The 26,842-nt window shown below is 60.5% G+C and carries 25 protein-coding genes; 12 read left to right on the top strand and 13 right to left on the bottom strand.

The window, feature by feature from the left end; translation table 11 throughout:
• Positions 1 to 56 precede the first annotated feature (56 nt).
• The 5 genes from AC0IXS_RS07860 to AC0IXS_RS07840 all read right to left on the bottom strand — a co-directional run bounded on the left by AC0IXS_RS07860 (position 57) and on the right by AC0IXS_RS07840 (position 6,546).
• On the bottom strand, positions 57 to 1,760 hold the full coding sequence (locus tag AC0IXS_RS07860; RefSeq protein ID WP_122668378.1) for an ATP-dependent DNA ligase: 1,704 nt from the start codon (positions 1,758 to 1,760) through the stop codon (positions 57 to 59).
• Entirely contained in the window at positions 1,757 to 2,800 is a 1,044-nt protein-coding gene (locus AC0IXS_RS07855) for a ligase-associated DNA damage response exonuclease (protein WP_029243723.1), read from the bottom strand. Before AC0IXS_RS07855 ends, AC0IXS_RS07860 begins: the two co-directional genes overlap by 4 nt.
• A gap of 176 nt (positions 2,801 to 2,976) precedes the next feature.
• Positions 2,977 to 5,451, bottom strand: a complete 2,475-nt coding sequence (locus AC0IXS_RS07850; protein ID WP_320471386.1) for a penicillin acylase family protein — start codon at positions 5,449 to 5,451, stop codon at positions 2,977 to 2,979.
• Between the two features lie 141 nt (positions 5,452 to 5,592).
• Positions 5,593 to 6,237 carry a glutathione binding-like protein gene (locus AC0IXS_RS07845; protein ID WP_057408496.1) on the bottom strand — a complete coding sequence of 215 codons (645 nt, stop codon included), beginning with the start codon at positions 6,235 to 6,237 and terminating at the stop codon, positions 5,593 to 5,595.
• 108 nt (positions 6,238 to 6,345) lie between these two features.
• Positions 6,346 to 6,546 (bottom strand): SEC-C metal-binding domain-containing protein, encoded by a 201-nt coding sequence (locus tag AC0IXS_RS07840; RefSeq protein ID WP_005764888.1) that lies wholly within the window; start codon positions 6,544 to 6,546, stop codon positions 6,346 to 6,348.
• 161 nt (positions 6,547 to 6,707) lie between these two features.
• Here AC0IXS_RS07840 and AC0IXS_RS07835 point away from each other — a divergent pair, with 161 nt between their 5' ends.
• The 3 genes from AC0IXS_RS07835 to AC0IXS_RS07825 all read left to right on the top strand — a co-directional run bounded on the left by AC0IXS_RS07835 (position 6,708) and on the right by AC0IXS_RS07825 (position 8,320).
• Positions 6,708 to 7,364 (top strand): LexA family protein, encoded by a 657-nt coding sequence (locus tag AC0IXS_RS07835; protein WP_057408495.1) that lies wholly within the window; start codon positions 6,708 to 6,710, stop codon positions 7,362 to 7,364.
• Between the two features lie 128 nt (positions 7,365 to 7,492).
• Positions 7,493 to 7,744, top strand: a complete 252-nt coding sequence (locus AC0IXS_RS07830) for a DUF1654 domain-containing protein (protein ID WP_057408494.1) — start codon at positions 7,493 to 7,495, stop codon at positions 7,742 to 7,744.
• Positions 7,745 to 7,990: 246 nt separating this feature from the next.
• Positions 7,991 to 8,320, top strand: a complete 330-nt coding sequence (locus tag AC0IXS_RS07825; protein WP_004888184.1) for a hypothetical protein — start codon at positions 7,991 to 7,993, stop codon at positions 8,318 to 8,320.
• A 9-nt stretch (positions 8,321 to 8,329) separates the two neighbouring features.
• Here AC0IXS_RS07825 and AC0IXS_RS07820 read toward each other — a convergent pair whose 3' ends face one another.
• Entirely contained in the window at positions 8,330 to 8,821 is a 492-nt protein-coding gene (locus tag AC0IXS_RS07820; protein ID WP_057408493.1) for an LEA/WHy family protein, read from the bottom strand.
• Positions 8,822 to 8,934: 113 nt separating this feature from the next.
• Here AC0IXS_RS07820 and AC0IXS_RS07815 point away from each other — a divergent pair, with 113 nt between their 5' ends.
• A complete protein-coding gene (locus tag AC0IXS_RS07815; RefSeq protein ID WP_057408492.1) occupies positions 8,935 to 9,537 on the top strand; it encodes a hypothetical protein in 603 nt (200 codons plus the stop codon).
• Between the two features lie 133 nt (positions 9,538 to 9,670).
• Positions 9,671 to 12,109 (top strand): TonB-dependent receptor, encoded by a 2,439-nt coding sequence (locus tag AC0IXS_RS07810; protein ID WP_122689334.1) that lies wholly within the window; start codon positions 9,671 to 9,673, stop codon positions 12,107 to 12,109.
• A gap of 289 nt (positions 12,110 to 12,398) precedes the next feature.
• On the opposite strand, the gene AC0IXS_RS07805 is transcribed toward AC0IXS_RS07810, so the two are convergent.
• Together AC0IXS_RS07805 and AC0IXS_RS07800 are read right to left on the bottom strand one after the other, a co-directional pair.
• The gene (locus tag AC0IXS_RS07805) at positions 12,399 to 12,872 is read right to left on the bottom strand and encodes a YchJ family protein (protein WP_004887814.1); all 474 of its coding nucleotides are present in this window, start codon (positions 12,870 to 12,872) and stop codon (positions 12,399 to 12,401) included.
• A 3-nt stretch (positions 12,873 to 12,875) separates the two neighbouring features.
• A complete protein-coding gene (locus AC0IXS_RS07800) occupies positions 12,876 to 13,373 on the bottom strand; it encodes a DUF6231 family protein (protein WP_471824300.1) in 498 nt (165 codons plus the stop codon).
• A gap of 254 nt (positions 13,374 to 13,627) precedes the next feature.
• On the opposite strand from AC0IXS_RS07800, the gene AC0IXS_RS07795 reads away from it, so the two are divergent.
• Together AC0IXS_RS07795 and AC0IXS_RS07790 are read left to right on the top strand one after the other, a co-directional pair.
• Positions 13,628 to 13,903, top strand: coding sequence for a DUF1145 domain-containing protein (locus AC0IXS_RS07795; protein ID WP_025996563.1), 276 nt, complete (start codon positions 13,628 to 13,630; stop codon positions 13,901 to 13,903).
• Entirely contained in the window at positions 13,896 to 14,654 is a 759-nt protein-coding gene (locus AC0IXS_RS07790; RefSeq protein WP_057410102.1) for a hypothetical protein, read from the top strand. The genes AC0IXS_RS07795 and AC0IXS_RS07790 overlap by 8 nt, the downstream gene beginning before the upstream one ends.
• A 60-nt stretch (positions 14,655 to 14,714) precedes the next feature.
• Here AC0IXS_RS07790 and AC0IXS_RS07785 read toward each other — a convergent pair whose 3' ends face one another.
• The 3 genes from AC0IXS_RS07785 to AC0IXS_RS07775 form a co-directional block, all read right to left on the bottom strand.
• Positions 14,715 to 15,737, bottom strand: a complete 1,023-nt coding sequence (locus AC0IXS_RS07785; protein WP_471824297.1) for a purine-nucleoside phosphorylase — start codon at positions 15,735 to 15,737, stop codon at positions 14,715 to 14,717.
• 26 nt (positions 15,738 to 15,763) lie between these two features.
• Positions 15,764 to 16,717, bottom strand: coding sequence for a nucleoside-specific channel-forming protein Tsx (locus AC0IXS_RS07780; protein ID WP_471824295.1), 954 nt, complete (start codon positions 16,715 to 16,717; stop codon positions 15,764 to 15,766).
• Between the two features lie 205 nt (positions 16,718 to 16,922).
• The gene (locus AC0IXS_RS07775) at positions 16,923 to 17,387 is read right to left on the bottom strand and encodes a CopD family protein (protein WP_057410104.1); all 465 of its coding nucleotides are present in this window, start codon (positions 17,385 to 17,387) and stop codon (positions 16,923 to 16,925) included.
• A 107-nt stretch (positions 17,388 to 17,494) separates the two neighbouring features.
• On the opposite strand from AC0IXS_RS07775, the gene dinG reads away from it, so the two are divergent.
• The 5 genes from dinG (at position 17,495) to AC0IXS_RS07750 (ending at position 23,581) form a co-directional block, all read left to right on the top strand.
• A complete protein-coding gene (dinG, locus tag AC0IXS_RS07770; protein ID WP_004887825.1) occupies positions 17,495 to 19,639 on the top strand; it encodes an ATP-dependent DNA helicase DinG in 2,145 nt (714 codons plus the stop codon).
• Between the two features lie 116 nt (positions 19,640 to 19,755).
• Positions 19,756 to 20,904: a serine hydrolase domain-containing protein gene (locus AC0IXS_RS07765; protein WP_471824293.1), complete on the top strand. Its 1,149-nt coding sequence runs from the start codon at positions 19,756 to 19,758 to the stop codon at positions 20,902 to 20,904.
• A gap of 155 nt (positions 20,905 to 21,059) precedes the next feature.
• The gene (locus tag AC0IXS_RS07760) at positions 21,060 to 22,187 is read left to right on the top strand and encodes an OmpA family protein (protein WP_471824291.1); all 1,128 of its coding nucleotides are present in this window, start codon (positions 21,060 to 21,062) and stop codon (positions 22,185 to 22,187) included.
• Positions 22,188 to 22,321: 134 nt separating this feature from the next.
• The gene (gene pdxH / locus AC0IXS_RS07755; RefSeq protein WP_057410107.1) at positions 22,322 to 22,969 is read left to right on the top strand and encodes a pyridoxamine 5'-phosphate oxidase; all 648 of its coding nucleotides are present in this window, start codon (positions 22,322 to 22,324) and stop codon (positions 22,967 to 22,969) included.
• 147 nt (positions 22,970 to 23,116) lie between these two features.
• Entirely contained in the window at positions 23,117 to 23,581 is a 465-nt protein-coding gene (locus AC0IXS_RS07750) for an outer membrane lipoprotein (protein ID WP_004887833.1), read from the top strand.
• Between the two features lie 70 nt (positions 23,582 to 23,651).
• On the opposite strand, the gene nhaA is transcribed toward AC0IXS_RS07750, so the two are convergent.
• Both nhaA and AC0IXS_RS07740 read right to left on the bottom strand, forming a co-directional pair.
• Positions 23,652 to 24,836 carry a Na+/H+ antiporter NhaA gene (nhaA, locus tag AC0IXS_RS07745; RefSeq protein ID WP_057410108.1) on the bottom strand — a complete coding sequence of 395 codons (1,185 nt, stop codon included), beginning with the start codon at positions 24,834 to 24,836 and terminating at the stop codon, positions 23,652 to 23,654.
• Between the two features lie 276 nt (positions 24,837 to 25,112).
• Positions 25,113 to 26,726, bottom strand: coding sequence for an NAD(P)/FAD-dependent oxidoreductase (locus AC0IXS_RS07740; RefSeq protein WP_057410109.1), 1,614 nt, complete (start codon positions 26,724 to 26,726; stop codon positions 25,113 to 25,115).
• Between the last annotated feature and the right edge of the window lie 116 nt (positions 26,727 to 26,842).

Raw genomic sequence — 26,842 nt, 5'->3', positions numbered from 1 at the left:
TGGGTAGGAATGATCATATTTGGTGCGCTTAATTTCGAGCGCACCCTTGAGGTGCGTCAGCTCAACAGGTCTTGCAATGTGGCCAGACTGTCGGCCTCAGCGACCGGTTTGTCTTGCCGCCAGCGCAGCATGCGCGGGAAACGCACGGCAATCCCGCTCTTGTGCCGCTTGGACAGGGCGATGCCTTCAAAGCCCAACTCGAACACCAGCGTCGGGGTCACGCTGGAGACCGGGCCGAATTTCTCGACCGTGGTCTTGCGCACGATGGCATCGACCTTGCGCATCTCTTCATCGGTCAGTCCGGAGTAGGCTTTGGCGAACGGCACGAGCGTGCGTTCGCTCGACTCAGGCGGACCGTCCCACACCGCGAAGGTGTAATCGCTGTACAGGCTGGCACGCCGTCCGTGGCCGCGTTGTGCATAAATCAGCACCGCATCCACGCTGAAAGGGTCGACCTTCCATTTCCACCACACGCCCATGTCCTTGGTGCGCCCGACGCCGTATAGCGAATCACGCGCCTTGAGCATCATGCCCTCGACGCCCAGGCTGCGGGAGGCTTCGCGCTGGTCGGCCAGGTCCAGCCAGTCCTTGCCGGTCAACACCGGAGAGGGCAGGAGCACATCGCTGCGAGCCTCGCCGATCAGGATTTCCAGTTGCGCCCGGCGCTCATGTTGCGGACGGCTGCGCCAGTCGTGGCCTTCCCATTCGAGGAGGTCGTAAGCCAGGATCACGACCGGCACATCGGCGAGAATCTTTTTGCCCAGTGTCTTGCGGCCAATGCGCTGTTGCAGCAAGGCGAACGGTTGAACCGAGGGGCTGGCCTGCGACGCATCGCTGTCCAGCGCAAATTCCGCTTCGCTGTCAGGTGCGGCTTGCGGGGCTTTCCAGACCACGATTTCGCCGTCGATCACGGCCCCGTCGGGCAGACACTGAACCAGGCTGTGCAGTTCGGGGAAGCGATCGGTGACCAGTTCTTCGCCGCGCGACCAGATCCATAGTCGCCCGTCGCGTTTGACGAGCTGCGCTCGAATGCCATCCCACTTCCATTCCACCTGCCAGTTCTCGGCCGGGCCCAGCAGTTCTTCGAACTGGTCGGCAGGCTGCTGCAGCGAGTGGGCGAGAAAGAACGGGTAGGGCTGACCACCACGCTGTGCGTGTTCATCTTCCGATTCGGCCGCGATCAGTTTCAGATAACCCTCGGCGCTCGGCCGGTGGGACAGGTCGGTGTAACCCACCAGACGTTGCGCGACCCGCTTGCTGTCAATGTCTGCCAGCGCCGCGAGGGCGCGTGTGACCAGCAGTTTCGAGACGCCGACCCGGAAGCTGCCGGTGATCAGCTTGATGCAGACCATCAGGCTGCTGCGATCCAGTTGCGACCAGAACGCAGGCAAGCGTTCGGCCAATTCTTCAGGCGGCAGGCCGCGCAGGGGCAAGAGCTTTTCTTCCATCCAGAGCGCCAGGCCTTCGTCGTTGCTGTGCTCGGCCTGTGGCAGCAGCAGTGACAGGGTTTCCGCCAGATCACCTACGGCCTGATAGCTTTCCTCGAACAGCCATTCCGGCAGATTGCCCAGCGTCATGGCCTGTTCGCGCAGGATGCGGGTCGGCACCAGCTGCCGGGGGCGTCCGCCGGACAGGAAATAAACGGCCCAAGCGGCGTCCTGTGGTTCAGCCTGTTCGAAATACTCGCGCATGGCCGCGAGCTTGGCGTTGCTCGAAGTGGTGGCGTCCAGCCGGGTGTAAAGCTCGGCAAAGGCTTTCATGACTGTGCCTCGCCTGTGCTTTCCGGCTCTGCTTGCGCAGGGGTGTTTGAGTCGTCCTCATCGCCGTATTCGGTGGTGAAGCCTTGCGCGTCCAGCCCCAGTTCGCGCAGGTAACGCACCAGTACGCCGACCGAACCGTGGGTGACCATCACCCGTTCCGCGCCGGTCTGTTCGATGGCCCACAACAGGCCTGGCCAGTCGGCATGATCGGACAGCACAAAGCCTCGATCCACGCCGCGCCGACGTCGGGTCCCGCGCAGCATCATCCAGCCGCTGGCGAACGCGTCGCTGTACTCGCCGAAGCGCTTCATCCAACTGCTGCCGCCTGCCGACGGTGGCGCCAGAATCAGTGCCTGGCGCAGCGCCGGGTCGGTCTTTTTGAAATCGCCTGCGTATTGGGTTTCCGGGATTCGAATGCCGCCTTCTCGGTATACCCGGTTCAACGGTTCGACTGCGCCGTGCACCAGAATCGGGCCGATGCTGGAGTCGATGCCGTGCAGGATGCGTTGCGCCTTGCCGAAGGAGTAGGCGAACAGCACGCTCGCCTTGCCCTGCTCGGCATTGGCGCGCCACCATTCATTGATTCCTTCGAAAATCTGCGATTGCGGCGCCCACCGATAGATCGGCAGGCCGAAGGTCGATTCGGTGATGAAGGTGTGGCAACGCACCGGTTCGAAGGCTGCGCACGTGCCATCGGGTTCGACCTTATAGTCGCCCGAGGCAACCCAGACTTCGCCCTCGTATTCCAGCCGCACCTGCGCCGAGCCCAGCACATGACCGGCCGGATGCAGGCTGAGCTTCACGCCGTGATGGGTGATCTGCTCGCCGTATTCGAGGGTCTGCAGATTGATGTCCTGACCCAGACGCGAACGCAGAATCCCCTCGCCACTGGCGGCTGACAGGTAACGCTCGTTGCCGGTGCGGGCGTGGTCGCCATGCGCATGAGTGATCACCGCCCGCTCGACCGGACGCCAGGGATCGATGTAGAAATCACCGGGTGGACAATACAAACCTTCGGGGCGCGCTACGACAAGATCCATGGGACAACCGTATGGATGGGCTTGTTAGCTATGAGCCGGGGCAGGGCGGGAAGTTCGTGGAGTTTTGGGGCGCGCTGATTCACAACTCCGCCTCACCACTGATCGTGCCTATCGTTCCGCGTGGGCATGCCTCCCGGGACGCTCCGCGTCCCAGCGTACGATCAGGGGCGAGGGCGTTACTTGCCGGGCGTCAATGTCAGGCGTTGCTTGCCATAACCCTTTTCATAGTTCGACTGCTGCAGCGGTATCGACATGTACTGCGCCTTGAGCCAGGGCTCGATGCTGTTGGCGTAGTACGGGCTGGCCGGGTTGCCGGACTGGCCGGTGCTGATCAGGCCTGTCATGGGTTCTACCAGGCTGAAGTCCACGATCATGCGCAGGCCCGGTGCCATGCGCGCATCGAAGCCTTTGCCCCATTCGTAGCCGGACACGTTGATGGTCGTGTGGTCGCCGCCTGCCGGAACGGCGCTGCGGTTGTACTCGACACCGCCCATCTGCCTGACCAGCGGATTACTCGTGGTCCAGTTGTCGTGATGCAGCTTGCCCCATTGCCAGGCCTTGTGGTCGCTGCCCAACAGGCTGTCGCCGCTGGTGACGGCTGCGGCCAGGCTGCGCGCCAGAATCGCGGGCTTATCTTCTTTCTGCGGGGTTTTGACGTCGTCCCAATAAGGGCTGTCGTCACGGCCCAGCAGGTGATCGGCCTGCGGCGAGTAAGAGGAACCCGCATTGGCGACCAGTGCCTGCCACGCCGGGCTGGTTTCAGGACCCAGTTCATCCAGGAAGATCTGCTTGGCGCTTTCCTGCAGAAACAGCTCGTACAGTGCGGCATCAGCCGAGGTGGCGCTCAGCTTGCCGTCGAACGCCATCAAGCGCGTATACGCCTCGCGTGCCTTGTTGCGTTCGGCCTCGGGCAGCGCGTCGATGGCCTGTTTCAACGGCTTGGTCATGCCTGGCGCTTCGAACATGGTCTTGAGCTTGGCGGCGAACGTCGTGGTCTGGTCGTACTGCATGGCGACGGTGCTACGCAGGTCCTGTTTGCCGCCGTTGGCCAGTTCGGCGATCCGCTCGGCGCGCTCCGGGTTGCCCCACGAATTGGAAAGCTGCATGCCGTAGCCTTTCGGGATCGTGCGCTGGTTGGCTGTGGCGATCCAGCCCTGACGAGGATCCTGGTCGTAAGGGTGCAGCATCGAATCGGCGAAACCGTCCCAGTCGTACTTGCCTTCCCAGCCCGGCGAAGGCAGCAGGCCCTGGCCTTCACGACGGTTCGGGAAACGCCCCGTGACCTGCCAGCCGATGTTGGAAGCGTCGGCAAACACCATGTTCAGGGTGATCGCCCGAATCTCGCGGCTGGTGTCGAACGCTTTCTCCACGTTGGGCGCGCGGGACAGATCGAAGAAGGCGTCCAGCGTCTTGTCGTCCTTGAAGCTCGGCGTTTGCAGCGCCAGGCTCAGGCCATTGCCGGGCGGTGTGGCGCTGGCGTTGAGCAATGCGCCGTGACGGGTCGCGTAGACCGTTTCGCGAACGGCGCGGTTGCCTTTGACCAGAAACGTCTCATCGTGGGCGATGGCGGGCACCCATTTGCCGTCGGCCATGTAGGAAACACGATTGCCTTCACGCTTGATCTTTTCCAGGAACAGGTCCTGATTGTCGCCCTTGACGTTGCTCATGCTCCACGCCAGCTTGCCGTTGAAGCCGCTGAGCACCAGCGGCAGGCCTGCGATGGAGACGCCGGACACCTGATATTTCGGCGCACGGATCTGCACGAAGCTCCAGGCTGAGTTCAGACCACCCGGAAACTGCATGTCGCTGGCCAATAGGCTTTTGCCGCTGCGGCTGCGCTGCGGCGCGATGGCCCAGTTGCTCGATGCAGCAACACCCAGCATGTTCAGGTCGGAGAGTTGCAGGGCAACCTTGTTCAGGTCGCTCAGGTCATTGACCTGATTGTTGAGGTTCAGGCCCTTGAGCTTGTCAGCCTCGGCGAATGGCAGCTCTTCATCGGGATAGGTGGGCAGCAGCCAGGCCAGTTTGTCAGCCCCTACTTTCTGCGCCAGTACCAGTCCGGACAGCTCTTCCTGCAGGTTCACCGACTGGCTGAAGTTGAGCAGGGCGAAAATCAGCGCCGAGTCTTCGGGTTTCCAGTATTCAGGCTTGTAGCCCGAGTTGGCGACGTCGGCCGGCAGCTTGTCGCGATAGCGGAACAGATAGGCGTTCACGCCGCGTGCATAAACGTCGAAGAAACGCTTGAGGCGTGGCGACGACGCATTATAAAGATCGCTCGCGTTCTGCTTCAGGTTGACTGACCGCATCAGGCGGTCCACTTCCAGCGCGTCAGGCCCCGCCATTTCCGACAGACGGCCCTGCGCCAACAGGCGCATGCCGAGCATCTGGCTGATGCGGTCTCCAGCATGCACATAGCCCAGCGTAAACAGCGCGTCGTGGTAAGTACTGCTTTCAATCAGCGGCATGCCCATGCTGTTGCGCCGCACCGACACATTCTGCGCCAGGCCTTTGAGCGCGAAAGTCCCGGAGGCAGGGAGCAGCGTGTCGTTATCACCACCGCCCAACTGGCAACCCGCCAGGCTCAGGAAACTCACCGCAGCGGCGGCAGCGCCAAAACGAGGCAGAAAATGTAGAAAGGCTGGCGAGGCCATGGGCAAGCTCCTGGAGGGGATATGTACAAAAGCCGCTACGTTAGTGAGCCGTCAGCCGGCACGCAAGCAGGCAGGGCGAGTTATTTCAGGATTTTACAAAGAACCGCGTGCCAGCCTCGCCGGTGGCACGCTCGCAGGGCATCAGGCCTTGGAAGGATTGATCCGTTCGGCCAGCGCGTAAGCCCGTTTTGTCGCATCACGATTGGCGATGCTTTCGAACCAGCGCTTGAGGTGCGGGAAGTCGTTCAGGTCCTGCTGCTGGTAGGTGTGCGGCACGATCCACGGGTAGATTGCCATGTCCGCGATGCTGTAGTCGCTGCCCGCCACGAAGTCACGGTCAGCCAGACGCTTGTCCAGCACGCCATAGAGGCGGGCGGTTTCGTTGACGTAGCGCTCGATGGCGTAGGGGATCTTCTCTTTGGCGAAGCGATTGAAGTGATGATTCTGTCCGGCCATCGGCCCCAGTCCGCCCATCTGCCAGAACAGCCATTGCGAGACTTCCTGACGACCGCGCAGATCGCTCGGAATGAAGCGTCCGGTCTTTTCGGCCAGGTACAGCAGAATGGCGCCTGACTCGAACAGGCTCAGCGGCGCGCCGCCGTCAGCCGGGTCGTGATCGACAATGGCCGGGATGCGATTGTTGGGGGAGATTTTCAGGAAGTCGGGCTCGAACTGCTCGTTCTTGCCAATGTTCACCGGAAACACTTTATAAGCCAGGCCGGACTCTTCCAGAAACAGGCTGATTTTGTGGCCGTTGGGCGTGGTCCAGTAGTGCAGGTCGATCATTGAGCGCTCCTTGTGGGTGACCGTGGTCCTTCGTTTTACGCTTTCGCTGGCGCTCCGTACATATGAAAACGGCCTGCAAGGCAGGCCGTTGGCAGAAAAGCCGGCGTGTTATGCGCCGTGGCATTTCTTGAATTTCTTGTCGCTGCCGCATGGGCAAGGATCGTTGCGACCTACGTCTTTCAACGTGTTACGCACTGGCTCCTGATGGGCATGACCGCAGTTCGGGCCATGGACGTGGCCGTGCTGGTGGTCGTGATGATCATGATCGTGGTTGCAATCAGGACCATGAACATGGGCTTGCTGGTTCATCGGGTTTACTCCGCAATTAAATCGACGCGCATTATCCCGCAAATGGTCGCTGGCTGTATCGCCGTGTTTTTTTCTGGAAATAGTTGTGTTTTTTAAGCATGCTTACATTCGCGGCGTCAAACGTTCGCTTTTATTTCCTCAAGCGGTGTGAGGTAGAGCTTATGAACAGACACGAACGTATCGCCCGAGCCATCGCCCTGAGCGGCAAGAAGAAGGGTGAAATTGCCGCCGCGTGTGGCGTGGCCAATTCGGCTGTCACGCAATGGGTGAGTGGCGAGAGCAAGAGCCTGCGCCCTGAAAACCTCTACGCGCTGGCCAGGGCCACAGGTTTTCGCGCCGAATGGCTGGCGATCGGTGAAGGGCCGGAACGCGATTCGCCCCATGACGCCAACGTCGCGTTGATCGATCAGCCGAAGATGTCCTTCCGCTATCCGGTGATCAGCTGGGTCTCGGCGGGTTCTTGGGAAGAGGCCGTCGAGCCTTACCCGGAAGGTTTTTCCGACCGTTATGAGATTTCCGACTACGACTCCAAGGGACCGGCGTTCTGGCTGGAAGTCAAAGGCGATTCCATGACTGCGCCAACCGGTGTCAGCGTGCCTGAGGGGATGATGATCCTCGTGGACACCGAGGCCGATGTGCAGCCAGGCAGGCTGGTCATTGCCAAGTTGCCGGCCAGTAATGAGGCCACGTTCAAGAAACTGGTCGAAGACGGCGGCGTTCGCTATCTCAAACCGCTGAACCCTGCCTATCGAATGATCGAGTGTGGTGCCGACTGTCGCATAATCGGCGTGGCGGTGCGGATGACCGGCAGGCTCTGAGCCTTGTCCGGCAAGGCTGGCGAGTGTTTTCTAGCCAACGCCGCGTCGATACTTTTCCTACTTGCATCTTGCCGACTTCCTACGGCTGGAATACTGTATATAAATACAGTTATGCCAAGGAGGTTGTCATGGCTAGCGATCTGTATTCAGCAACAAACGCGTCCTTTTCCTACGAGCAGATCGGAAGACGCATTCAGCGCATGGTGGCGTCGCCGGATGTGCAGAAGGTCCAGTTCATCACCGTTAGCCGTCTTGATGGCGAGCCTTCCGAGATCTGGGACACCGTGCTCCAGGAAATCGAAGAAACCGACGGCATTCAAGTCGATCGCCGGGAAGACGGCTCGGTGTGGATTGGCTGGAAACGCTATATCGATGGCTGAAGGTGGCCTGATGCGCCCATCTGAATGGGGCTGAGCTGTCGATCGGTCCCAGGCTGTGCCTATCCTTTGCGTCCTGAGCACTCTGAGTCTGCCGCAGCGTTCTCGGGAAGTTGCCAGACAGGTCCCGCTTCAGATGCTTTATGTTCAGCAAGCTTGACGATTTATTTAAGTATGCTTAAATTTCGATCTCGATCATGAAACTCGGCAGTGCGTGAATCTCATCATCTTTTGTACGGAGTCAGGCTCATGGAGCTCTTGAATGGCTTGGTAGACAGATTCGAATGGCTGGTGGCTGGCCTTGTCGGCGCCATCATTTCCGGCTGGTGGCACAAGGCGAGTCTCATCGACGTGCGCGGCTGGCTGGTGTTTTTGATCACAGGAGTTGCCTGCGCAGTGTTCCTGACCGGCATCGCCAGCAATTACCTGGGGGTGGATGAGCCTCGCAACATCACCGGTGTGGGCTTTCTGCTGGGTTCGTTCGGGGGCTCGCTGATCGCGGCCATCAACCGCGCACTGTGGGCGGCAGACATCTGGAAGTTTCTGATGGAACTGGTCAAGGGACGGCTGGGAGGTTAGGCAGAGGTATCAGCGCCTGTGGATCAACGCTTCAGGCGCGACATCACCCGAGCGGCCTATTCGAACGGTATTCCTGAACAGCAGGCCTGTCTTGAGTTTGCCTTCGAGCCTGTAGTGAATGCTCTCGTCGGGCTTCTTCAACAACTGGGCAAGGTACTTCGCGTGCCGCCAGAGGTTGGTACGGATAGGCACCACAAAAGTCCTGCGGCTGTGGGCATCGACAAAAAACCAGTCGTTGGACCTGTCGTCGACCAGCACCACGTCATTGAGACTGATCTTGTATTGCAGCGCCCGGACCAGAACACGCGAGTCGTTGGGGTTATCAATCTCGAAGTGCAGCTTGAAATCCTGCTGTGTCAGCCTGGCCTTGACGACCTGAACCTTCAGCAAATGCACTTCCGGGTCCTGAAAGCTGTCAAAACTCCAGACCGAGCATCCTGTTAGCCCAAGCATGAGCAGCGCAAGGCTTAGCGTTCTTGTAATGTGCGCCTGAGAAAACATGAGGTTGCTCCGTAAGTGGCCCGAGTTTAGCAACTTGGCGGGCAGGGGTAACCTGCTTGTTCCGATGTTCGGGGCTGCGCCATACTTTGTTCACGTTCCAACGGGTGTACCGAATGAGTCGTTATGAGATCGTCTTCGACGGCCGTTTGGTCGAAGGTGCCCAGCTTGAGAGGGTCAAAGCCAACCTGGGAAAGCTGTTCCAGGCGGATGAGTCGCGCCTGGAGTTATTGTTTTCGGGGCGACGATTGGTCCTCAAGAACAACCTGGATGAGCAAACCGCCGAGAAGTACCGCGCAACGCTGGAGCGCGCGGGCGCTGTCGCCAGGGTGGTCATGATGAAACGCCCTGTGCCGCAACCGGAGCAAGCTGCGCAGCCGTTGGAAACGGTGCCGGCTGCCGAGGCGCAAGAGATGGAAGAGGTCGAACTGGCTCGTCCGCCCGACGAGCCTACCTGGCTGCGCAAGATGCCAGTGCGCCCCGGTCGTCTGCAGATCAAGCCGCGAGACGCCTACATGGCCGCGTTCTCCGATGTCGATGCGCCGGACTATTCCGTGGCCGAGGCGGGCAGCAACATGCAGGACCCGAAGCCCGAGCCGGTCGTCCCGAAACTGGATCTTTCCCGGCTCAGCGTTGCGCCAGTGGGCAGCGACATGGGACAGGTCCCACGCGCCAGTACCCGGCCCGCGCCAGACACCTCGCACTTGAAACTGGATTGACGCAGCCGCGCGACTTAAGTCTTCGGCCATCGGGTCGATGCCCTGAAACGGAATTGTTTTCAATCAGCCCTGTCACTTTCGGCGTTTCGCCCGGCTAACAGGCATTGAGAATATTCCAGCCAGGAGTTGCCCGATGTCCCGTTCGTTAGACACCCTTTTGCGCCCCAGCATGTTGGCGATGGCCATTGCTGTCTGTGCACCGTTGGCCAGCCCCTTGCTGATGGCCGCGCAACAGGCTGCCAGCGTTCAGTCCTACGACCTGCCGGCCGCGCCTCTGGCGACCACCTTGAACCAGATCGCCAGTCAGAGTGGTCTGGCGCTGAGCCTCGATCCTGTACTGGCTGCCGGAAAATCCAGCGCTCCGGTCAAGGGCCAGTTCGATGCAACCGGTGCCTTGCGTGAAGCGTTGCGCGGCAGCGGCCTGCAACTGGTGCAGAGCAGTGCCGGAACCTACACACTGATGGCGATGGAAGAGGGCACGCTGAACCTGTCGGACGTGACCATCAATGCGCGCGCTACGGCTGCCGAGGGTTCTGAAGCCGCCGGTTATCGCAGCGAGAACGTCAGCAGTGTCGGTGCGTTGGGCGGTATGAAGCTTCAGGATGCGCCGTACTCCATTAGCGTGACGCCGCAGGCCCTGCTGAAGAACATTCAGGCGACGTCGCTGGACGATGTCATCAAGCACAACCCTTTCACCCAGATGTACTCCCCGACCAGCGCGGGTTACGCCAGTGCGGTCAATATCCGTGGCTTCAGCAGTGCGGGCAGCCTGAACATTGCCAACGACGGTCTGCGCTTTACCAACGGCGCGGACGGCAGCAACTATCTGGAAGAAATGGAACAACTGGAAGTCATCACCGGCCTGACCGGCTTCCTTTATGGTCCGGCGTCGCCAGGCGGTCTGGTCAACTATGTGATCAAGCGCCCGACTTATGATCGCTACAACAGCGTGACCCTGGGTAATGCCGGTGGTGAGAACTACTATCTGCACGGCGACTTCGGTGGTCCGATCGACAGCGAAGGCCAGTTCGCCTATCGCCTCAACGTGCTGACTCAGGATGGCGAGACCGCCGTCGACCTGAACAAGCGCCGCCGGGAAATGATCTCGCTGGCACTGGACTGGAACGTGTCCGACGATCTGCTGGTGCAGTTTGACGCTTCGCACAAGAAGACCCAGATTCGAGGCCTGACCAGCTACTGGTTTTTCGGCGACCAGTCTCTTCGTCCGAGCGCTGCGTCGCTGGACAACGACACGTTGTACAGCCAGAAGTGGTCGTTCTCGGACTATGAGTCGGACAAGGCCGGCGTACGGGCCAATTGGCGCCTGGATGACACCTTTACGCTGCGCGCTGCTTTCGCTGCTCAGCAGTACACCAGCGAAAACACCTACACCGGCCCTACGGTCTACAGCGCCGGGTTGTATTCGCAGCCGCTCTACGCCTTCGCGCCTATCGACACCGAAGAGAAGACCGGCTCGCTGTTTCTCGACGCGGCGTTCGATACCGGTTTCCTTGAGCACAAGGTCACGATGGGCTATCAGGGCAACACATCCCGTCAGAAACAGTATGAAGACCACATCCCGTACACGCCCGCCCAGCCTGGCCCGCAGTACACCTCGCCGGTGGGCACCATCCCGTTCGACCAGACGCCGCAGGTCGGAAAACCGGCTTATTCCATCGGTCATGGCAATCAGCGGCTGGCCAACAGCACCGAGAGCAATAACTTCCTGATCGGTGACGTCATCACCTTCAACGAGCAGTGGTCGACCATCCTCGGCGTGACCCACACCCAGATCAAGACCTATGCCAACGAGTTCGTCTACGCCAGAGCTTTTGGCTCGGCGGAAACCGAAACGACGTACAACGAGAGCAAGACCTCGCCCAACATCTCGCTGGTCTACAAGCCAGTGCCGTGGCTGACCACTTACGCAACGTACATCGAAGGGCTGCAGTCGGGCGGTATCGCGCCGAGCGGTACGGCCAACGCGGGTCAGGCGTTTGCGCCGGAAGTCAGTGAACAGTACGAAATCGGCGCCAAGGCGACACTGGGCGAAACCCTGTTGACCCTCGCGCTGTTCAACATCGAAAAGCCCAACGGCTACACCACTGCCTCGAACATCTACGTGGTGGACGGGCGACAGGAAAACAACGGCCTGGAGTTCAGCGTGACCGGCAAGGTCATTCCAGAGCTGACGCTGGTGGGCGGCTTCACGCTCCTGGACCCGAAAATCAAGAAAACCGGCGTCGCGGCGGATGAAGGCAACGCGCCGACCAACGTCGCCAAGCAACTGGCCAAGGTCTACGCCGAGTACGATATCAATCAGGTGCCGGGCCTGGCCATGACCGGCGGCGCGTTCTACACCGGCAAGCAGTACACCGACCAAAGCAACGAAAACGACCTGCCGTCATTCACCACCTTCGATGCCGGTGCCCGCTACCGCATGCGCGTTTCGGAAAACGACCTGACCTTGCGGGTCAACGTCAGCAACCTGGCCAACAAGGAGTACTGGCTGAACAGCAGCTACCTGGGCGATCCACGGACCGTCGCGTTCTCGGCGCAGCTGGAGTTTTGAGGGGGCTGTATCCCGGGAGATCTGCGTAAGGGACGCGGAGCGTCCCGGGATGCATGCCGACGCGGAGCATCGGCACGATCAGTGTGCTTGAGATCCCTGATCGTCCCCAGGCTCCAGCGCTCATCGTTATATGTGTGACGCGGAGCGTCACGGGAGGCATGCCCACGCGGAGCGATGGGCACGATCAGTGTCGGGGCGGACTTGCGTATGATGATCGTTCCCAAGCTCTGCGCGGCAACACCGCCCAGCACGCCTCGCGTCCGCTCGCAGATGTCACGTAAGTAATCAGTTAGCCGACATATGCCGAGCAGCACTTCTTGAACTTCTGCTCGCTGCCGCAAGGACAGGCATCGTTGCGCCCGGCCTTGAGCGGGACGGTGGAGTCGATGAAGTACCAGCGGCCCTGGTTCTGCACGAACGATGAGCGTTCCTTGTGGCTGTGCTCGCCGTTGCCGTCGTGCCATCGCGCGGTGAAAGTCACGAAGGCGTGTTCGGGCTTGCCGCCGAATACCTCGGCGCTTTCCACTTCAAGCCCCAGCCAGGTGCTTTGCGCGCTCCACTGGGCAATCGCTTCGCGGTCCAGCCCGCTCTGTTGTGCAGGCAGTGTGGTCTGCACCAGATAATCGGTCAGGCCCAGCACGTAAGCGCTGTAACGCGAACGCATCAGCTTTTCCGCGCACGGTGCAGGCTGCCCCGCGTGGTAATGCCCACAGCAGGCCAGCAACAGATCGCCGCTGCCGCACGGGCAAATGGCACTACTCATGATTCACCACCAATACTTTCCAAAATTTTCAGGGTTCGCCCAGTATTTCGCATTCAGCCAGTCCGGCACCTGCTTGTATTCGCGCAGGTCGTAGGTAAAGAGGTTCAGGACCTGCTCGTCGCGGGCGAAGCGTTCGCTGGCTTGCAGGGCCAGCGAGAAGAAGTCGGTTTCCTGCCAGCCACAGGCTTTAAGGTCCGCCAGCACGGCGATGCGACTGGCGTTGAGGTTGCGGATGCCGCCCAGCAGTTCCAGTCCGGTGCGTTTGGGCATGTGCTCCAGGCAATCGACCATCAGCGCCAGGTCAAATCGCTGCGCAGCCAGGTGCGGAGGCAGAAGGCCGGGCTCGGCCAGCGACACTTCGGTTTGCGGGTGCGCGTCCTGAAAGGCTTGCAAGGCAGGAAACGCCTGCGCGCCGATCAGCAGCAGGCGCGCTGGCGCGTAGCGGTCGAGCAGGGCGGCCAGCGCCTGTTGGGGCGTGCGGGTGGAAAAACCGACGGTCATCGAAAATCCTCTGATTGACTGACAAGACTAGCCTGCCCGAAGAGTGCTGAAAAGCACCGTTCCTGTCGTGTGAAATGCGGTGTGTGCGACAAAAGCGTGATGATTTGAAACAGGTTTGAGGCTATATGTGTCAGGACCGCATGTTTTTTCACGCACCGCTGGCATATTCAGTGGACAGGACGTCTACTGTGCGGCGACGAAAAGCGTGCGAAGAATTCGCTTTCGTCATCAGGATCATGATCAAGGGGCATGCGATGAAGTTGTTTTGGGGTTTGGGAAAGCTGTTGATGCTGGGCTTCTGGCTGGTGGTGCTGGCCAATGCGCTGGTTGAAGCGCCCAGCCCGTTCGGTGTGATGATCGATATGGCGGGCAGTCTGGTGCTGCTCACCCATCTGCTGGAGCTGATCCTGTTCAACGGCAGCCTGCGCGGTCGCAAGCACCCTTGGCGTGACAGAGGCAAAATCATTCTGTTCGGCATCTTTCATGTCCAATCCATCGGCCGTTCGGCTTCGGGGCACACCCATGCGTAATCTCGTTCTACTGGCAGCATTGTTCAGCCCGCTGGCCATGGCCCAGGCCATCATCGTTGCACCGCATTCCCTGATGCGCCTGCCCGGCAACAGCAGTGTGCTGCAGGTCGAGCGGCTGGAAGTGTCCGATTACGGCACCCTGCTGATCCCGGCTGGCATCGATGACGTCAAGATCGGTCAACTGGTGCTCGGTCACGAAGCGCGCATCGCCATCGTGCCCGGCGCGCAGACGTTCAAGCTGGTGGTGGATCAGGGTGAGTTCGGCGACGGCAGCCAGATCACGGCACGCGGCGCGCCCGGTACGTTCGAAAAACCTGCATCGCCGGGCCGCAATCTGACGCTGCGGGTGAACAAGCTGAACGCCGGGCAGCTGTCGATCGATGCACGCGGCGGCGCAGGTGGTCCAGGCTATTTCGGCCTGGACGGCGGTACGGGCGAAGAGCCGGGCTGCACGTGGGGTCAGGCCGGACGCGGTCACAACGGTGACAACGGCGGCAATGGCCACGACGGCGCAGCGGGCGCACAGGTTCGCCTCGAGGTGCCGTACAGCGTTGCGGCGGATCGGATCAAGGTCAACGTCGAAGGCGGGGCGCCGGGCAAAGGCGGTGAGGGCGGCAAGGCGGGCAAAGGCGGCGCGTCCAAGGGCTGCATCGTCTATCGCGCCGACGGCGGCAAGGCAGGCAGACCGGGCGAGCCCGGCCAGCCAGGCGTCGCGGGACCGGCCGGTGCACTGATCCTGCAACGCTTATAAGCCATTCCCAGCAGGTCACGGATCGGCTTCTGACGATCCGTGGCCTGCCCTGAAGATCGCTTACTGCGGCACGCCGTTTTCCCAGCTTTTCCAGTCCTTGAGGATCGCCTGAACCAGCGGATTGCCGGTGCGGTACAGGTTTTCCAGCGCCGGTACGAAGGCGCCCTGATCGGCGTACTTCAAGAGATTGTCCACTTCGCTGTAGCCCGGATAAGGGCGGTCGAAGTCAGAGCCTGCGCGCACCACGGCAACACGATTGACGTCGACCTTGCCGGCCTTGCTTGCTCTGAGCAGCGCTTCGTACGTGGAGTTGTCTTCCTGCTGAGTCGTGCAATACACGCCCTTGTTGTCGGTCAAAAGGCGCGTCCAGACTTCCGCCCGCTCGCTCAAACGTGTTCCCGAGAACCACGTGTTGCCTGCCAGTGTGTCGCACTGCGTGACCTGCGGTGGCTGGTTGGCAGGCGCGTAGGGATATTTCACCCGCCACGCAGCTGACTCCTTGCTCTCACTGAGCGCGACCTTCTGCGACAGCGCAAAGGCCTTGGCTTGCAGCTTGGGGTTGAGTTCGAAGACTTCGGTTTTGTAGTCCAGCGGCGGTTTCTCGTTCGGCCCTTTGGTGTTGATGCCCAGATATCCGGTCGGCCATTCCTTGGGCACATCACGTGAATCGATTTCCCACTGGGTGCCGAACTCGACCAGATAATGAGCCCAGGCCGTGGTGCCGAGCGTGCCGTGGTGCGGGTTGATCCCGGCAATGCCCGCGACGATGAAGTAGGTTTTGCGCAGGTCGAATTGGGGCGACAGGGCCAGTGCCAGCGTCGAAGCCGCGGCGTTGGTCTGGCCCATGCCGGTGATCATCAGGCAGGTGTCCTGATCGTTGCAACGGATGGTCGGGTACTCGGCGGACAGGCCCGGCACCTCGATCTCCCTGGTCAGGTGCAGGCGGTCGATCCAGTTCTGCGCCTCGGGGGCGAACATGGCGATCAGCATGACCTTGGGCGTAACCGGGGCGGTGGACGCCCAGATGCCCGGGCTGAGCAGGGCAAGCGAGGCGCAGAGGGCGTTGCGAGTGATGCTTTTCATGAGAACTCCTGTAGTCAAAGTCATGGTCAGAACTGATAACCGACGCCGGCGTAGTAACCCCAGCCGTCCGAGCGGGCGCGGAAGTTGCCTTCGCCGAAATTCAGCTCACTGCCGTCCTGCCAGTTGCCGCCGTTATGAAAGTAACGACCGACGAGCGTGAAGCGCAGGTGAGTGAAGGCGTACAGCAAGACGTTGGTGGCGACCGTTGAGTTGGCGGTACGCGCCGGATCGTCCTTGAGGTCCGAGCCGAAGTCGAAATTGGTGAAGCCGATGTAGGTCAGCGATGCGCCGTTGTCGAATTTGGTGATCGGCACGATGTACTTGAGCTGGGCGCGATAGCCGTCCCACGAGTATTCGTTGCTGGCGCCGTAGTTTTCCCACTGGTAGCGGCCATAGAAGTTGGCCGACAGATTGACCCGCGATTTTGTGTCGATGTCGGTGCCGATACCGCTGTAAAGGGTATTGGCACGGTTGGCGGAGTTGCTGCCGTGGTCGTAGATCCAGTCGAAGGCGACGTACCATTCCTTGAAAGGCCCCACGGCCAGGCTGCGTCCCGCCAGATAATCAATGGAGATGCGCGGCTCGTGCTCCATGAACACCGGCGAGCCATGGTCCCAGACGCCCTTGTCGTTGCGGTTGCCGATGTCGAGAATCTTCGGCACGTCAATATAGCCGTACAGCTCGAACGGGCCTTTGCGGCCGAAGTATTCGTATTCCAGATACACGTCATCGACCGGCTGCGGACCGAAGCTGATGTCCTTGCTGCCGATCAGCGTGAGGTCCTGATTGAACCAGTCTGACAAATACGCGCCTTTGCCTTCCTTGGGTGAAGCAGGCGGGCTGAGGGTCTCGCCTTGCGCGGAGTCGTCGGCTGCGGCAGGTTGCGCCTGCGCCACGGCGCAAGGCAGTGCCAGCGAGGCTGTGAACAGAAGAGGGATCAGAAATCCGGGTGACGCGGCAGACTGCTTTGAGGACTGCATCGGTATTGAAACTCCTTTTAACGGCACGTACTACGATTCGCAAACGTTTGCACAGGGCGTGCCAAAGGAACTCAACTGGCTGAAATCCAAGGAAATTCAGGGAATAACGTGACTGATCGGGCAGGATTCTGCCCGCCTGCTGTGCGCGGTGACACGCTGAGTGCCCTGTGATGTTTCGTTTCGCACAGCCAGAGGGTTCGCCCGGTCAGAAACCTGGACGTGCTGCTGCGATCACTACCACCGCGAGCCCGATAATCAGATTGATGCCGACCAGTCGTCGGATTCTACCCAGCGCCGCGGCGCCTTCCGACCACTGCTCGGTTTCCACTGCACGTTGCAGTTCCGGCAACTGCAACGAATGGATACGAAGAAACAGCGCCACCATCACCACGTACAGCCCCATCATGATCTGCACGTAGCGGGGCGCGGTTTCAAAGCTGGTGAAGTTCAGCTGAATCATCCCGATACCGGTGATCGGCAGCACAATGACGGCCGCCCAGACCCAGACGAAGAACCTTGGAAACACCTGGACCCACACTTTCAAGCGAGACGGCCCTTCAAGTGCTGCAATGATGGCTGGGCGCAATACCATCCAGGCGAAAAACATCCCGCCAACCCAGACCAGAGCAGCCAGCAGATGAAACGTATAGACAGTGGAAAATGCGGTCATCGGGTACTCCGTTCTGCGCGGATGGATTTAGCGCGCTATGATAGCGCCCACTCAGAACCACTGAAAATTTATCCAGCCTTTTTTGCCGTGCCCCCGAACCGAAGCCAATGATCAGTACCGAACTCAAATCCCAGATCCAGGGCGCTTACTCGCGTTTCCTCGAAGCCAAGAGCCTCAAGCCACGTTATGGCCAGCGATTGATGATCGCCGAAGTCGCCAAGGTACTGGGGGATATCGATACCGATGAGGAAGGACGGCGCTCGGGCGATCCGGCCGTGGTCGCCGTCGAAGCGGGCACCGGTACAGGCAAGACCGTAGCCTACGCCATTGCGTCGATCCCGACTGCCAAGGCGGCGGGTAAACGTCTGGTGATCGCCACCGCAACCGTCGCGCTGCAGGAACAGATCGTCTACAAGGACCTGCCGGACCTGATGCGCAACAGCGGCCTGAATTTCACCTTCGCGCTGGCCAAGGGGCGTGGCCGCTACATGTGCCTGTCCAAGCTCGACATGCTGCTGCAGGAAAGCGACGCCACCAACGCGACCGCGCAACTGTTCGAGGAAGAAGGCTTCAAGATCGAAGTCGACGAAGCCAGCCAGAAACTGTTCACCAGCATGTTGCAGAAGCTGGCGGGCAACAAATGGGACGGCGACCGCGACAGCTGGCCGCAGGAACTGGCCGATCAGGACTGGGCGCGTCTCACTACCGATCACAGCCAGTGCACCAACCGCCATTGCCCCAATTTTCAGCAGTGCGCTTTCTATAAGGCGCGTGAGGGCATGGGCAAGGTCGATGTGATCGTCACCAACCACGACATGGTGCTGGCCGACCTTGCCTTGGGCGGCGGCGCGGTATTGCCGGACCCGCGTGACACGCTCTACGTGTTCGACGAAGGCCATCACCTGCCGGACAAGGCCATCGGCCATTTCGCGCACTACACCCGGCTGCGCTCCACTGCCGACTGGCTGGAGCAAACCGCCAAGAACCTTGCCAAGCTGCTCGCCCAGCATCCGTTGCCGGGCGACCTGGGCAAGTTGATCGAGCAGGTGCCGGAACTGGCCCGCGAGATCAAGGGCCACCAGCAATTCATGTTCGGTGCCTGCGAGCAACTGGCCGATTTCCGCGCCGGTGAAGACATGCAGGGCCGCGAGCGTCCGCGTCATCGCTTTGTCGGCGGCGTCATTCCCGAGCACATCCGCGAGATGGGCATCGAACTCAAGAAAGGCTTCGCCCGCCTGGACGATCTGTTTACCCGTTTGACCGATCTGCTCAAGGAAGGCATGGACGGCGAGGTCAACATCGGCATCGCCAGCCATCAGGCCGAAGAGTGGTATCCGCTGTTCGGCAGCCTGCTGGCCCGCGCCCATGGCAACTGGGAGTTGTGGACAGCCTTTACCGCCGAAGACCCGGAAGACAGCCCGCCGATGGCCCGCTGGCTGACGCTGGCCGACAGTGGTGCGTTGTTCGACATCGAGGTTAATGCCAGCCCGATCCTGGCGGCGGAGATGCTGCGTCGTAACCTGTGGAACATCGCCTACGGTGCGCTCGTCACCTCGGCCACCCTGACCGCGCTGGGCAAGTTCGATCGTTACCGTATGCGTGCCGGCCTGCCGAAAGGCGCGGTTACGGCGGTTGTACCGAGCCCGTTTCACCATGCCGATGCCGGTGTGCTGCGCGTGCCGGACCTCAAGGCCGACCCGCGTGATGCTGTCGCTCACACCGCAGCGATCATCCGAGACCTGCCGGGTCTGGTCGAAGGCTCGCGCGGCACGCTGGTGCTGTTCTCTTCGCGCAAACAGATGCAGGACGTGTTCGACGGACTGGATCGCGACTGGCGCAAGCAGGTGTTCATCCAGGGCAATTTGTCCAAGCAGGAAACCCTGAACAAGCATAAGGCGCGGGTCGACAGTGGCGAATCCAGCGTGCTGTTCGGGCTGGCCAGCTTTGCCGAGGGCGTGGACTTGCCCGGCGCGTATTGCGAGCACGTGGTCATCGCCAAGATTCCGTTCGCGGTCCCCGATGATCCGGTTGAAGCAGCGCTGGCCGAATGGATCGAGGCGCGTGGCGGCAATCCGTTCATGGAGATTGCCGTGCCGGATGCGTCCCTGCGTTTGGTCCAGGCCTGCGGCCGCCTGCTGCGCACTGAAGAGGACCGCGGCACCATCACACTACTGGACCGCCGCGTCGTGACTCAGCGTTACGGCAAGGCGATTCTCAATGCGTTGCCGCCGTTTCATCGGGAAATCTCCTGAACCCAGGCTCACCGGCGGCTGGCAGCAGTTCCCAAAACGGTCAATCGCTGGAACAATATGCGCCCACTCGGGTGGCCGTATTCAAGGCCTCCAGCGACATTCAGGAGTCAGCGGTTTTGCAGATCCAGGGTCATTTCGAACTTGAATTCGAAGCAGTGCGTGAAGCCTTTGCGGCGCTTTTTGATGATCCTCAGGAGCGCGGCGCTGCCTTGTGCATTCAGGTCGGCGGGCAGACGGTCGTCGATCTCTGGGCAGGCACCGCCGACAAGGACGGCGCCGAAGCCTGGCACACCGATACCATCGCCAACCTGTTCTCCTGCACCAAGACCTTTGCCAGTGTTGCTGTGCTGCAGCTCGTGGAAGAGGGCAAGCTGAAGCTGGATGAGCCTGTCTCCCGGCTCTGGCCCGAGTTCGCTGCGGCAGGCAAGGGCTCGATCACCTTGCGCCAGTTGCTCTGTCATCAGGCAGCACTGCCTGCGATTCGCGGGCAACTCCCGGCAGAAGCCCTTTACGAATGGGACACCATGACTTCGGCCTTGGCGGCGGAAGAGCCCTGGTGGACGCCCGGTCAGGGCCACGGCTACGCCGCCATCACCTATGGCTGGCTGATCGGCGAGATGTTGCGCCGCGCCGATGGTCGCGGTCCTGGCGAATCCATTGTGGCGCGGGTAGCGCGTCCTTTGGGGCTGGATTTTCATGTGGGGCTGGCCGATGACCAGTTCCATCGCGTGGCGCACATCGCCCGCGGCAAAGGCAATTTCGGAGACGATGCGGCCCAGCGTGTGCTGCAGGCGACAATGCGTGAGCCTGCCTCGATCACGGCAAAGGCTTTCACCAACCCACCATCGATCCTGACCAGCACCAACAAACCGGAATGGCGTCGCATGCAGCAACCTGCCGCCAACGGCCATGGCAACGCCCGCAGTCTGGCGGGCTTTTATAACGGTTTGCTGGACGGAAGCCTGTTGGAGGCCGAGTTGCTCAATGAGCTGACGCGTGAACACAGCCTCGGCCAGGACAAGACCCTGCTGACCTCGACCCGATTCGGTCTGGGTTGCATGCTGGACCAGCCGACCGTGGCCAACGCCACCTTCGCTCTGGGCCCGAAAGCATTCGGCCATTCGGGCGCGGGCGGTTCGGTGGGCTTTGCCGACCCGGATTACGAGGTGGCGTTTGGCTTCGTTACCAACATGCTCGGGCCCTACATTCTCATGGATCCCCGCGCCCAGAAACTGGTCAGGGCGTTACGTGAGTGTTTGCAGTAAGTTTCGTCTATAAGTGTTTGTTTCATACCGACTGTCAGTTAAACGGGGTATAACGGGTCCGTATGACGGTTTCTCTTTCCACCTGTAACTTCATGCGTGTTATACGGACGTAACAACGTTCCTTCTGTCTGATCAAAAACTGTTGTGGGTCATCCATGTCGTCCAATAAAAGCCTCGTTCTCGCTCTGTGCATCGCCGTCACCGGCTGTGCTCAAACTCCTCAATCCGATTCTGCTGCAACTGACGGCCATTGGTGGCAGTTCGGTTCGGGCGCAACCGACGATGGTGCTGCGAAGGCACCCGCTCCGGCACCTGCTGCTGCCCCGGTTGCCAAGGCACCCGACGCGTCTGCACCGGTCGACGGAACGAAGGGTAAAAAATTGTGGTACTGGCCGTTTGGCTCCGACGATGACACGGCCGTAAAGCCTGATGCCGTCGCTGGCAAGCCTGCCCCTTCTCTGGTGGCGAAGAGCGAAGCAGACCAGAAGAGCTCGTGGTGGCCATTCGGTAGTTCTGCGAGCAAGGCAGACGAGCCGAAAGCCGCCCCCATGCCTGATCCGAAAGTGACCAAGGCCTGGCTGGACGAATACGAGCCTCGCGTCCGTGCGGCCATCAAGGACACCCCGTTCGAAGTGGAGCGTCGCGAAGACCTGCTGGCAATCACTGCGCCGGTAGACAGCTCGTTCAACCCGGATCGCCCGGCCATGCTGCTGCCGGTCACACTGGGTCCGATCACGCGTCTGGCCAAGGCCGTTGAAGGCGACAAGAAAACGGCCGTGCTGATTCTGGGTCACGCTGACACTTCGGGTCCTACCGAAGCCAACCAGAAAATCAGCCAGGAGCGCGCTCAGTCGGTTGCCGCGATCTTCCGCCTCAGCGGTCTCGAGCGTCAGCGCCTGAGCCAGCGTGGCATGGGTGCCGTGATGCCGCGTGCGGCCAATGACAGCGCGCAGGGTCGTGCACTGAACCGTCGCGTTGAGATCCTGATGACGCCGCAGGACACCATGGTCGCCCTGATGAGCCGTTACGCACTGCCGCCGGTTGCTCCGACCATGGTCGCAACCCAGGACGTCAAGCCTGTCGTGCCTGCTCCAGCCCCGGCCAAGAAAGCGGCTGTGGCGAAGAAAGACACGGCCAAGAAAGCTGCACCGGCCAAGGCGAAAGCCACCACAGCCAAAAAAGCCGCTCCGGCGAAGTCCACCGCAGCAGCCAAAAAGCCTGCCGCCAAGACCCCGGCCAAGGACGCAGCAGCCAAGAAGACTGACTCCCAGGCCAGCAACTGATTGCAGGTAACTCCTGAGCGTTCCCACGTTCGCGTGGGAACGCTTCTCCAGACGCATCGCGTTTGATCTGACTCAGGGCATTCGCTCACCATTCAGTGGTCAGATAATCCAGCCGCAACAACAGGAATCACACCATGACCCAGACTCTGGCTGACATGCGCCGTGACTACACCCGTGACGGTCTGACCGAAGCGCAGTCACCGGACGAGCCGTTTGCGTTGTTTCACCAATGGTTCGCCGAGGCCGTGAAAACCGAGCAGGCTCCGGTCGAGGCCAACGCCATGACCCTGGCGACGGTTGACGAGGAGGGGCGTCCGCATTGCCGGGTGCTGCTGCTCAAAGGGCTGGACACACAAGGTTTCACATTCTTCACCAACTACGACAGCGCCAAGGGCCAGCAGCTCGCTGCACGTCCGTTCGCGGCAATGACCTTTTTCTGGCCAACGCTGGAGCGTCAGGTGCGTATCGAAGGTCGAGTGGTGAAGGTCACTGCGCAGGAATCGGACGCCTATTATCAGGTCCGGCCTCTGGGCAGCCGTCTAGGGGCCTGGGCGTCGCCGCAAAGCCGGGTGATCGCCGACCGTGAAGAGCTTGAAGGTCTGATCAAACAGACTGAGCAACGATTTCTCGATAGCGCGCCTCACTGCCCCGAGCATTGGGGCGGCTATCGTCTTCTGCCGGAGCGAATCGAGTTCTGGCAGGGACGTTCGAGTCGCCTCCACGACCGTTTGAACTATCGTTCAGTTGACGGGCAATGGACACGTGAGCGTCTCGCGCCCTGATTGAATTATTTGCCTGTCGGGTCGTCTGAGCGTTACATGGGTTGTCGCTGTATGGCGCCTGAATGAATATAAATTGCGGAACCTGGGCCGTGACAGCGTCGATGTCGGGTAGTCTAATGGCCACTAGTTCCTCTGGAGATACCTTTTATGCGCAAGTCTGCTCTTCTGGTCGCTTCGTTCACTGCCATGGCGTTGACGATGGGCGGCTGTACCTCAAACCTCACCGGTGATTCCTATTCCCGTGACGAGGCGCGTACCGTACAGAACGTTCGTCTGGGCACCGTTGAATCCCTGCGTCCGGTGAAAATCGAAGGTACCAAGACCCCGATCGGCGCAGGTGCCGGTGCGATCGTTGGTGGTGTGGGCGGCAGCGCGATTGGTGGTGGGCGCGGCAGCGTGGTGGCCGCCGTGATCGGTGCGGTTGCCGGTGGTCTGCTCGGTTCCGCTACCGAGGAAGGTCTGACACGTACTCAGGGTGTCGAGATAACGGTTCGTGAAGACGACGGCAGCATGCGTGCCTATGTGCAGCAGGTCGAGGAAAACGAGATTTTCCGGGTCGGCGAGCGTGTACGCATCATGACCGTCAACGGCACGAGCCGCGTGACACACTGATCCGCGATGCGAATCAAACGAAACCCCGGGCCGAAATGCTCGGGGTTTTTCGTTTCAGAACGACTGTTTTTCAGCGCTTCGGTGTCGCCCTGCAGGCGAGGACCATCACGCCATAGCCAATGATGGCCGACAGTATCGAGCCGGTCAGAATCCCCATGCGATCTTCTCCCGCATACGCGCTGACCCCTGGCTCGAACGCCAGTGAGCCGACGAACAGGCTCATGGTGAAGCCGATACCGCACAGGATCGAAACGCCCAGCACGTGACCCCAGTTGGCTTCCTTGGGCAGCGATGCCATGCGTGTCTTGACCGCCAGCCAGGTGAGCCCGAACACCCCCAGCGTCTTGCCCAGCAGCAGGCCTGCGGCGATGCCCAGCGGGACCGGGTGGGTAAAGCTTTCCATGGTCACACCGGCCAGCGACACACCGGCGTTGGCGAATGCAAACAACGGCAGGATGCCGTACGCAACCCACGGATGCAGGCCGTGCTCCAGGGTCAGCAACGGAGATACCTTGCTGCTCGTGCGCAGTGGAATGCAGAACGCCAGCACCACACCTGCAAGCGTCGCGTGAACACCGCTCTTCAGGACACAGACCCAGAGCACCAGTCCAACCAGCAGATAAGGCGCAAGCCTGCTCACGCCTGCTCGGTTCATGGCTATCAGGGCAACGATCGAGATGGCCGCCAGTATCAACGACAGTTGTGACAGCTCGCCGGAGTACACCAGCGCGATGACGATAATTGCGCCCAGGTCATCGATGATCGCCAACGTCATCAGAAACAGCTTCAGCGAAACCGGTACACGCTTGCCGAGCAGTGCGAGCACACCCAGTGCAAACGCAATATCGGTTGCCATCGGAATGGCCCAGCCATTGAGGGCTTCGGCGTTGCCTGTATTCAGTGCGACATAAATCAGCGCCGGAACCAACATGCCTCCGATGGCAGCAGCACCGGGCAATACGATCTGCGAGGGTTTGGAAAGATGCCCCTCCAGCACTTCGCGTTTGACCTCAAGGCCGATGACCAGAAAAAACAGGGCCATCAGCCCGTCGTTGATCCACAGCAACAGGGGCTTGGCAATTTGCAGAGCGCCGATCCGGGCTTCTACCGGTGTTTCGAGAAAGGCGTTATACAGCCAGGAAAGCGGCGAGTTATTGATAATGAGCGCAAGGGCAGCGGCTGCAATCAACAGCAAGCCTCCCGCTGCTTCGAGCTGGAAAAAGCGTGTGATGGTATTCCGCATGGGCGCGACCATTCTCCGTCTACGGTAAAAAGGACCGACACCCTAACCCGTTGATTGGAGAGTTAAAACAAAAGTTATATTCTTTTTTGTTATAAATAAGATGGTTTGTGGCGTTATAAAAATAAAGCGAAAGTTGTGTTGCGAATTAATTCGGAAGTGCGGGTTTATTGCGTAGGAAATTTCTGAAAGCTAATGTTTTGACTGTCAAATTGTAACTTTATAAGTTGTTGGAATTGACTGATCACGGACGCTTGCATGGCAAGGCGTCCGTCATCAAGTGAGGACAAATCAGCCCTCGATTCCCAACATGTCTCGCACCAGCGCTTCGGCGATGCGGATGCCGTCCACCCCAGCGGACAGAATGCCACCGGCGTAACCTGCGCCTTCACCGGCCGGATAAAGGCCCTTGGTGTTGAGGCTCTGCATGTTCGGACCCCGCGTGATACGCAGCGGTGCCGATGTGCGGGTTTCGATGCCGGTCAGTACCGCGTCGTGCAGCGAGAAGCCTTTGATCTGCTTGTCGAAGGCGGGCAGCGCTTCACGAATGGCTTCAATGGCAAAGGCGGGCAGCGCCTCGGCCAGATCGACCAGCTTCACGCCCGGCTTATAGGAGGGCTCGACGCTGCCCAGCGCTGTGGACGCCTTGCCTGCGATGAAGTCGCCTACCAGTTGCGCAGGGGCTTCGTAAGTGCTGCCGCCCAACAGATAAGCGTGAGATTCCAGACGCTCCTGCAGCTCGATACCGGCGAGCGGGCTGCCCGGGAAATCCTGTTCCGGCGTGATGCCGACCACGATGCCCGAGTTGGCGTTACGCTCGTTGCGCGAGTACTGGCTCATGCCGTTGGTGACCACACGGTTCGGCTCGGACGTCGCCGCGACCACCGTACCGCCAGGGCACATGCAGAAACTGTAAACCGAGCGGCCGTTGCTGGCGTGGTGCACCAGCTTGTAGTCGGCGGCGCCCAGTTTCGGGTGACCGGCGTACTTACCCAGGCGGGCGCGGTCGATCAGCGACTGAGGGTGCTCGATACGGAAGCCTACCGAAAACGGCTTGGCCTCCATGAACACGTTACGGCTATGCAGCATGCGGAACGTGTCGCGGGCGCTGTGGCCCAGGGCGAGAATCACGTGACGCGACGCGATCTGCTCGCCACCGTCCAGCACAACGCCATTCAACTGGCCGTCTTCGATCATCAGATCAGTAACGCGCTGCTGGAAGCGTACTTCGCCGCCCAGCGCCTCGATCTGATGACGCATGTGTTCAACCACGCCGGTCAGGCGGAAGGTGCCGATGTGCGGTTTGCTGACGTAGAGAATCTCTTCCGGCGCGCCAGCCTTCACGAACTCGTGCAGCACCTTGCGGCCATGAAAGTACGGATCCTTGATCTGGCTGTAGAGCTTGCCGTCGGAGAACGTACCTGCGCCACCTTCACCAAACTGAACGTTGGACTCCGGGTTCAGGACATTCTTGCGCCACAGTCCCCAGGTGTCCTTGGTGCGCTGACGCACTTCCTTGCCGCGCTCGAGAATGATCGGCTTGAAGCCCATCTGCGCCAGCAACAGGCCTGCGAAAATCCCGCAAGGACCGAAGCCGACGACGATCGGACGTTCGCTGAGGCCTTCCGGCGCATGGCCGACCACCTTGTAACTGACGTCAGGCGCCGGGCCCACGTGGCGGTCGTTGGCCAGTTTGCGCAGCAGCGCTTCTTCGTCACTGACCTGAAAGTCGATGGTGTAGATGAAGCACAGTTCGGAGGACTTCTTGCGCGCATCGTAGCTGCGCTTGAAGAGGGTGAAGTCCAGCAATTCGCTGCTGTCGATACCCAGGCGCTGCAGCAGGGCAGGGCGCAGGTCTTCGTCCGGGTGATCGATCGGCAGTTTGAGTTCGGTGATTCGTAACATTAAGGGGTCCAGTTTTCGGGCCGCAGGTTCAGCCCGACAGCACTACAAGAACCGGCGATTATAAGCGCTGAACCCCGTTGGCGGCGAGTCGAGGTATGCAGTCCTGGCGACGACGG

It is taken from the genome of Pseudomonas sp. AC016, assembly GCF_979253365.1.
Note: the sequence above shows the minus strand (reverse complement) of the source record. Positions and strands in the feature narration are given on the sequence as shown.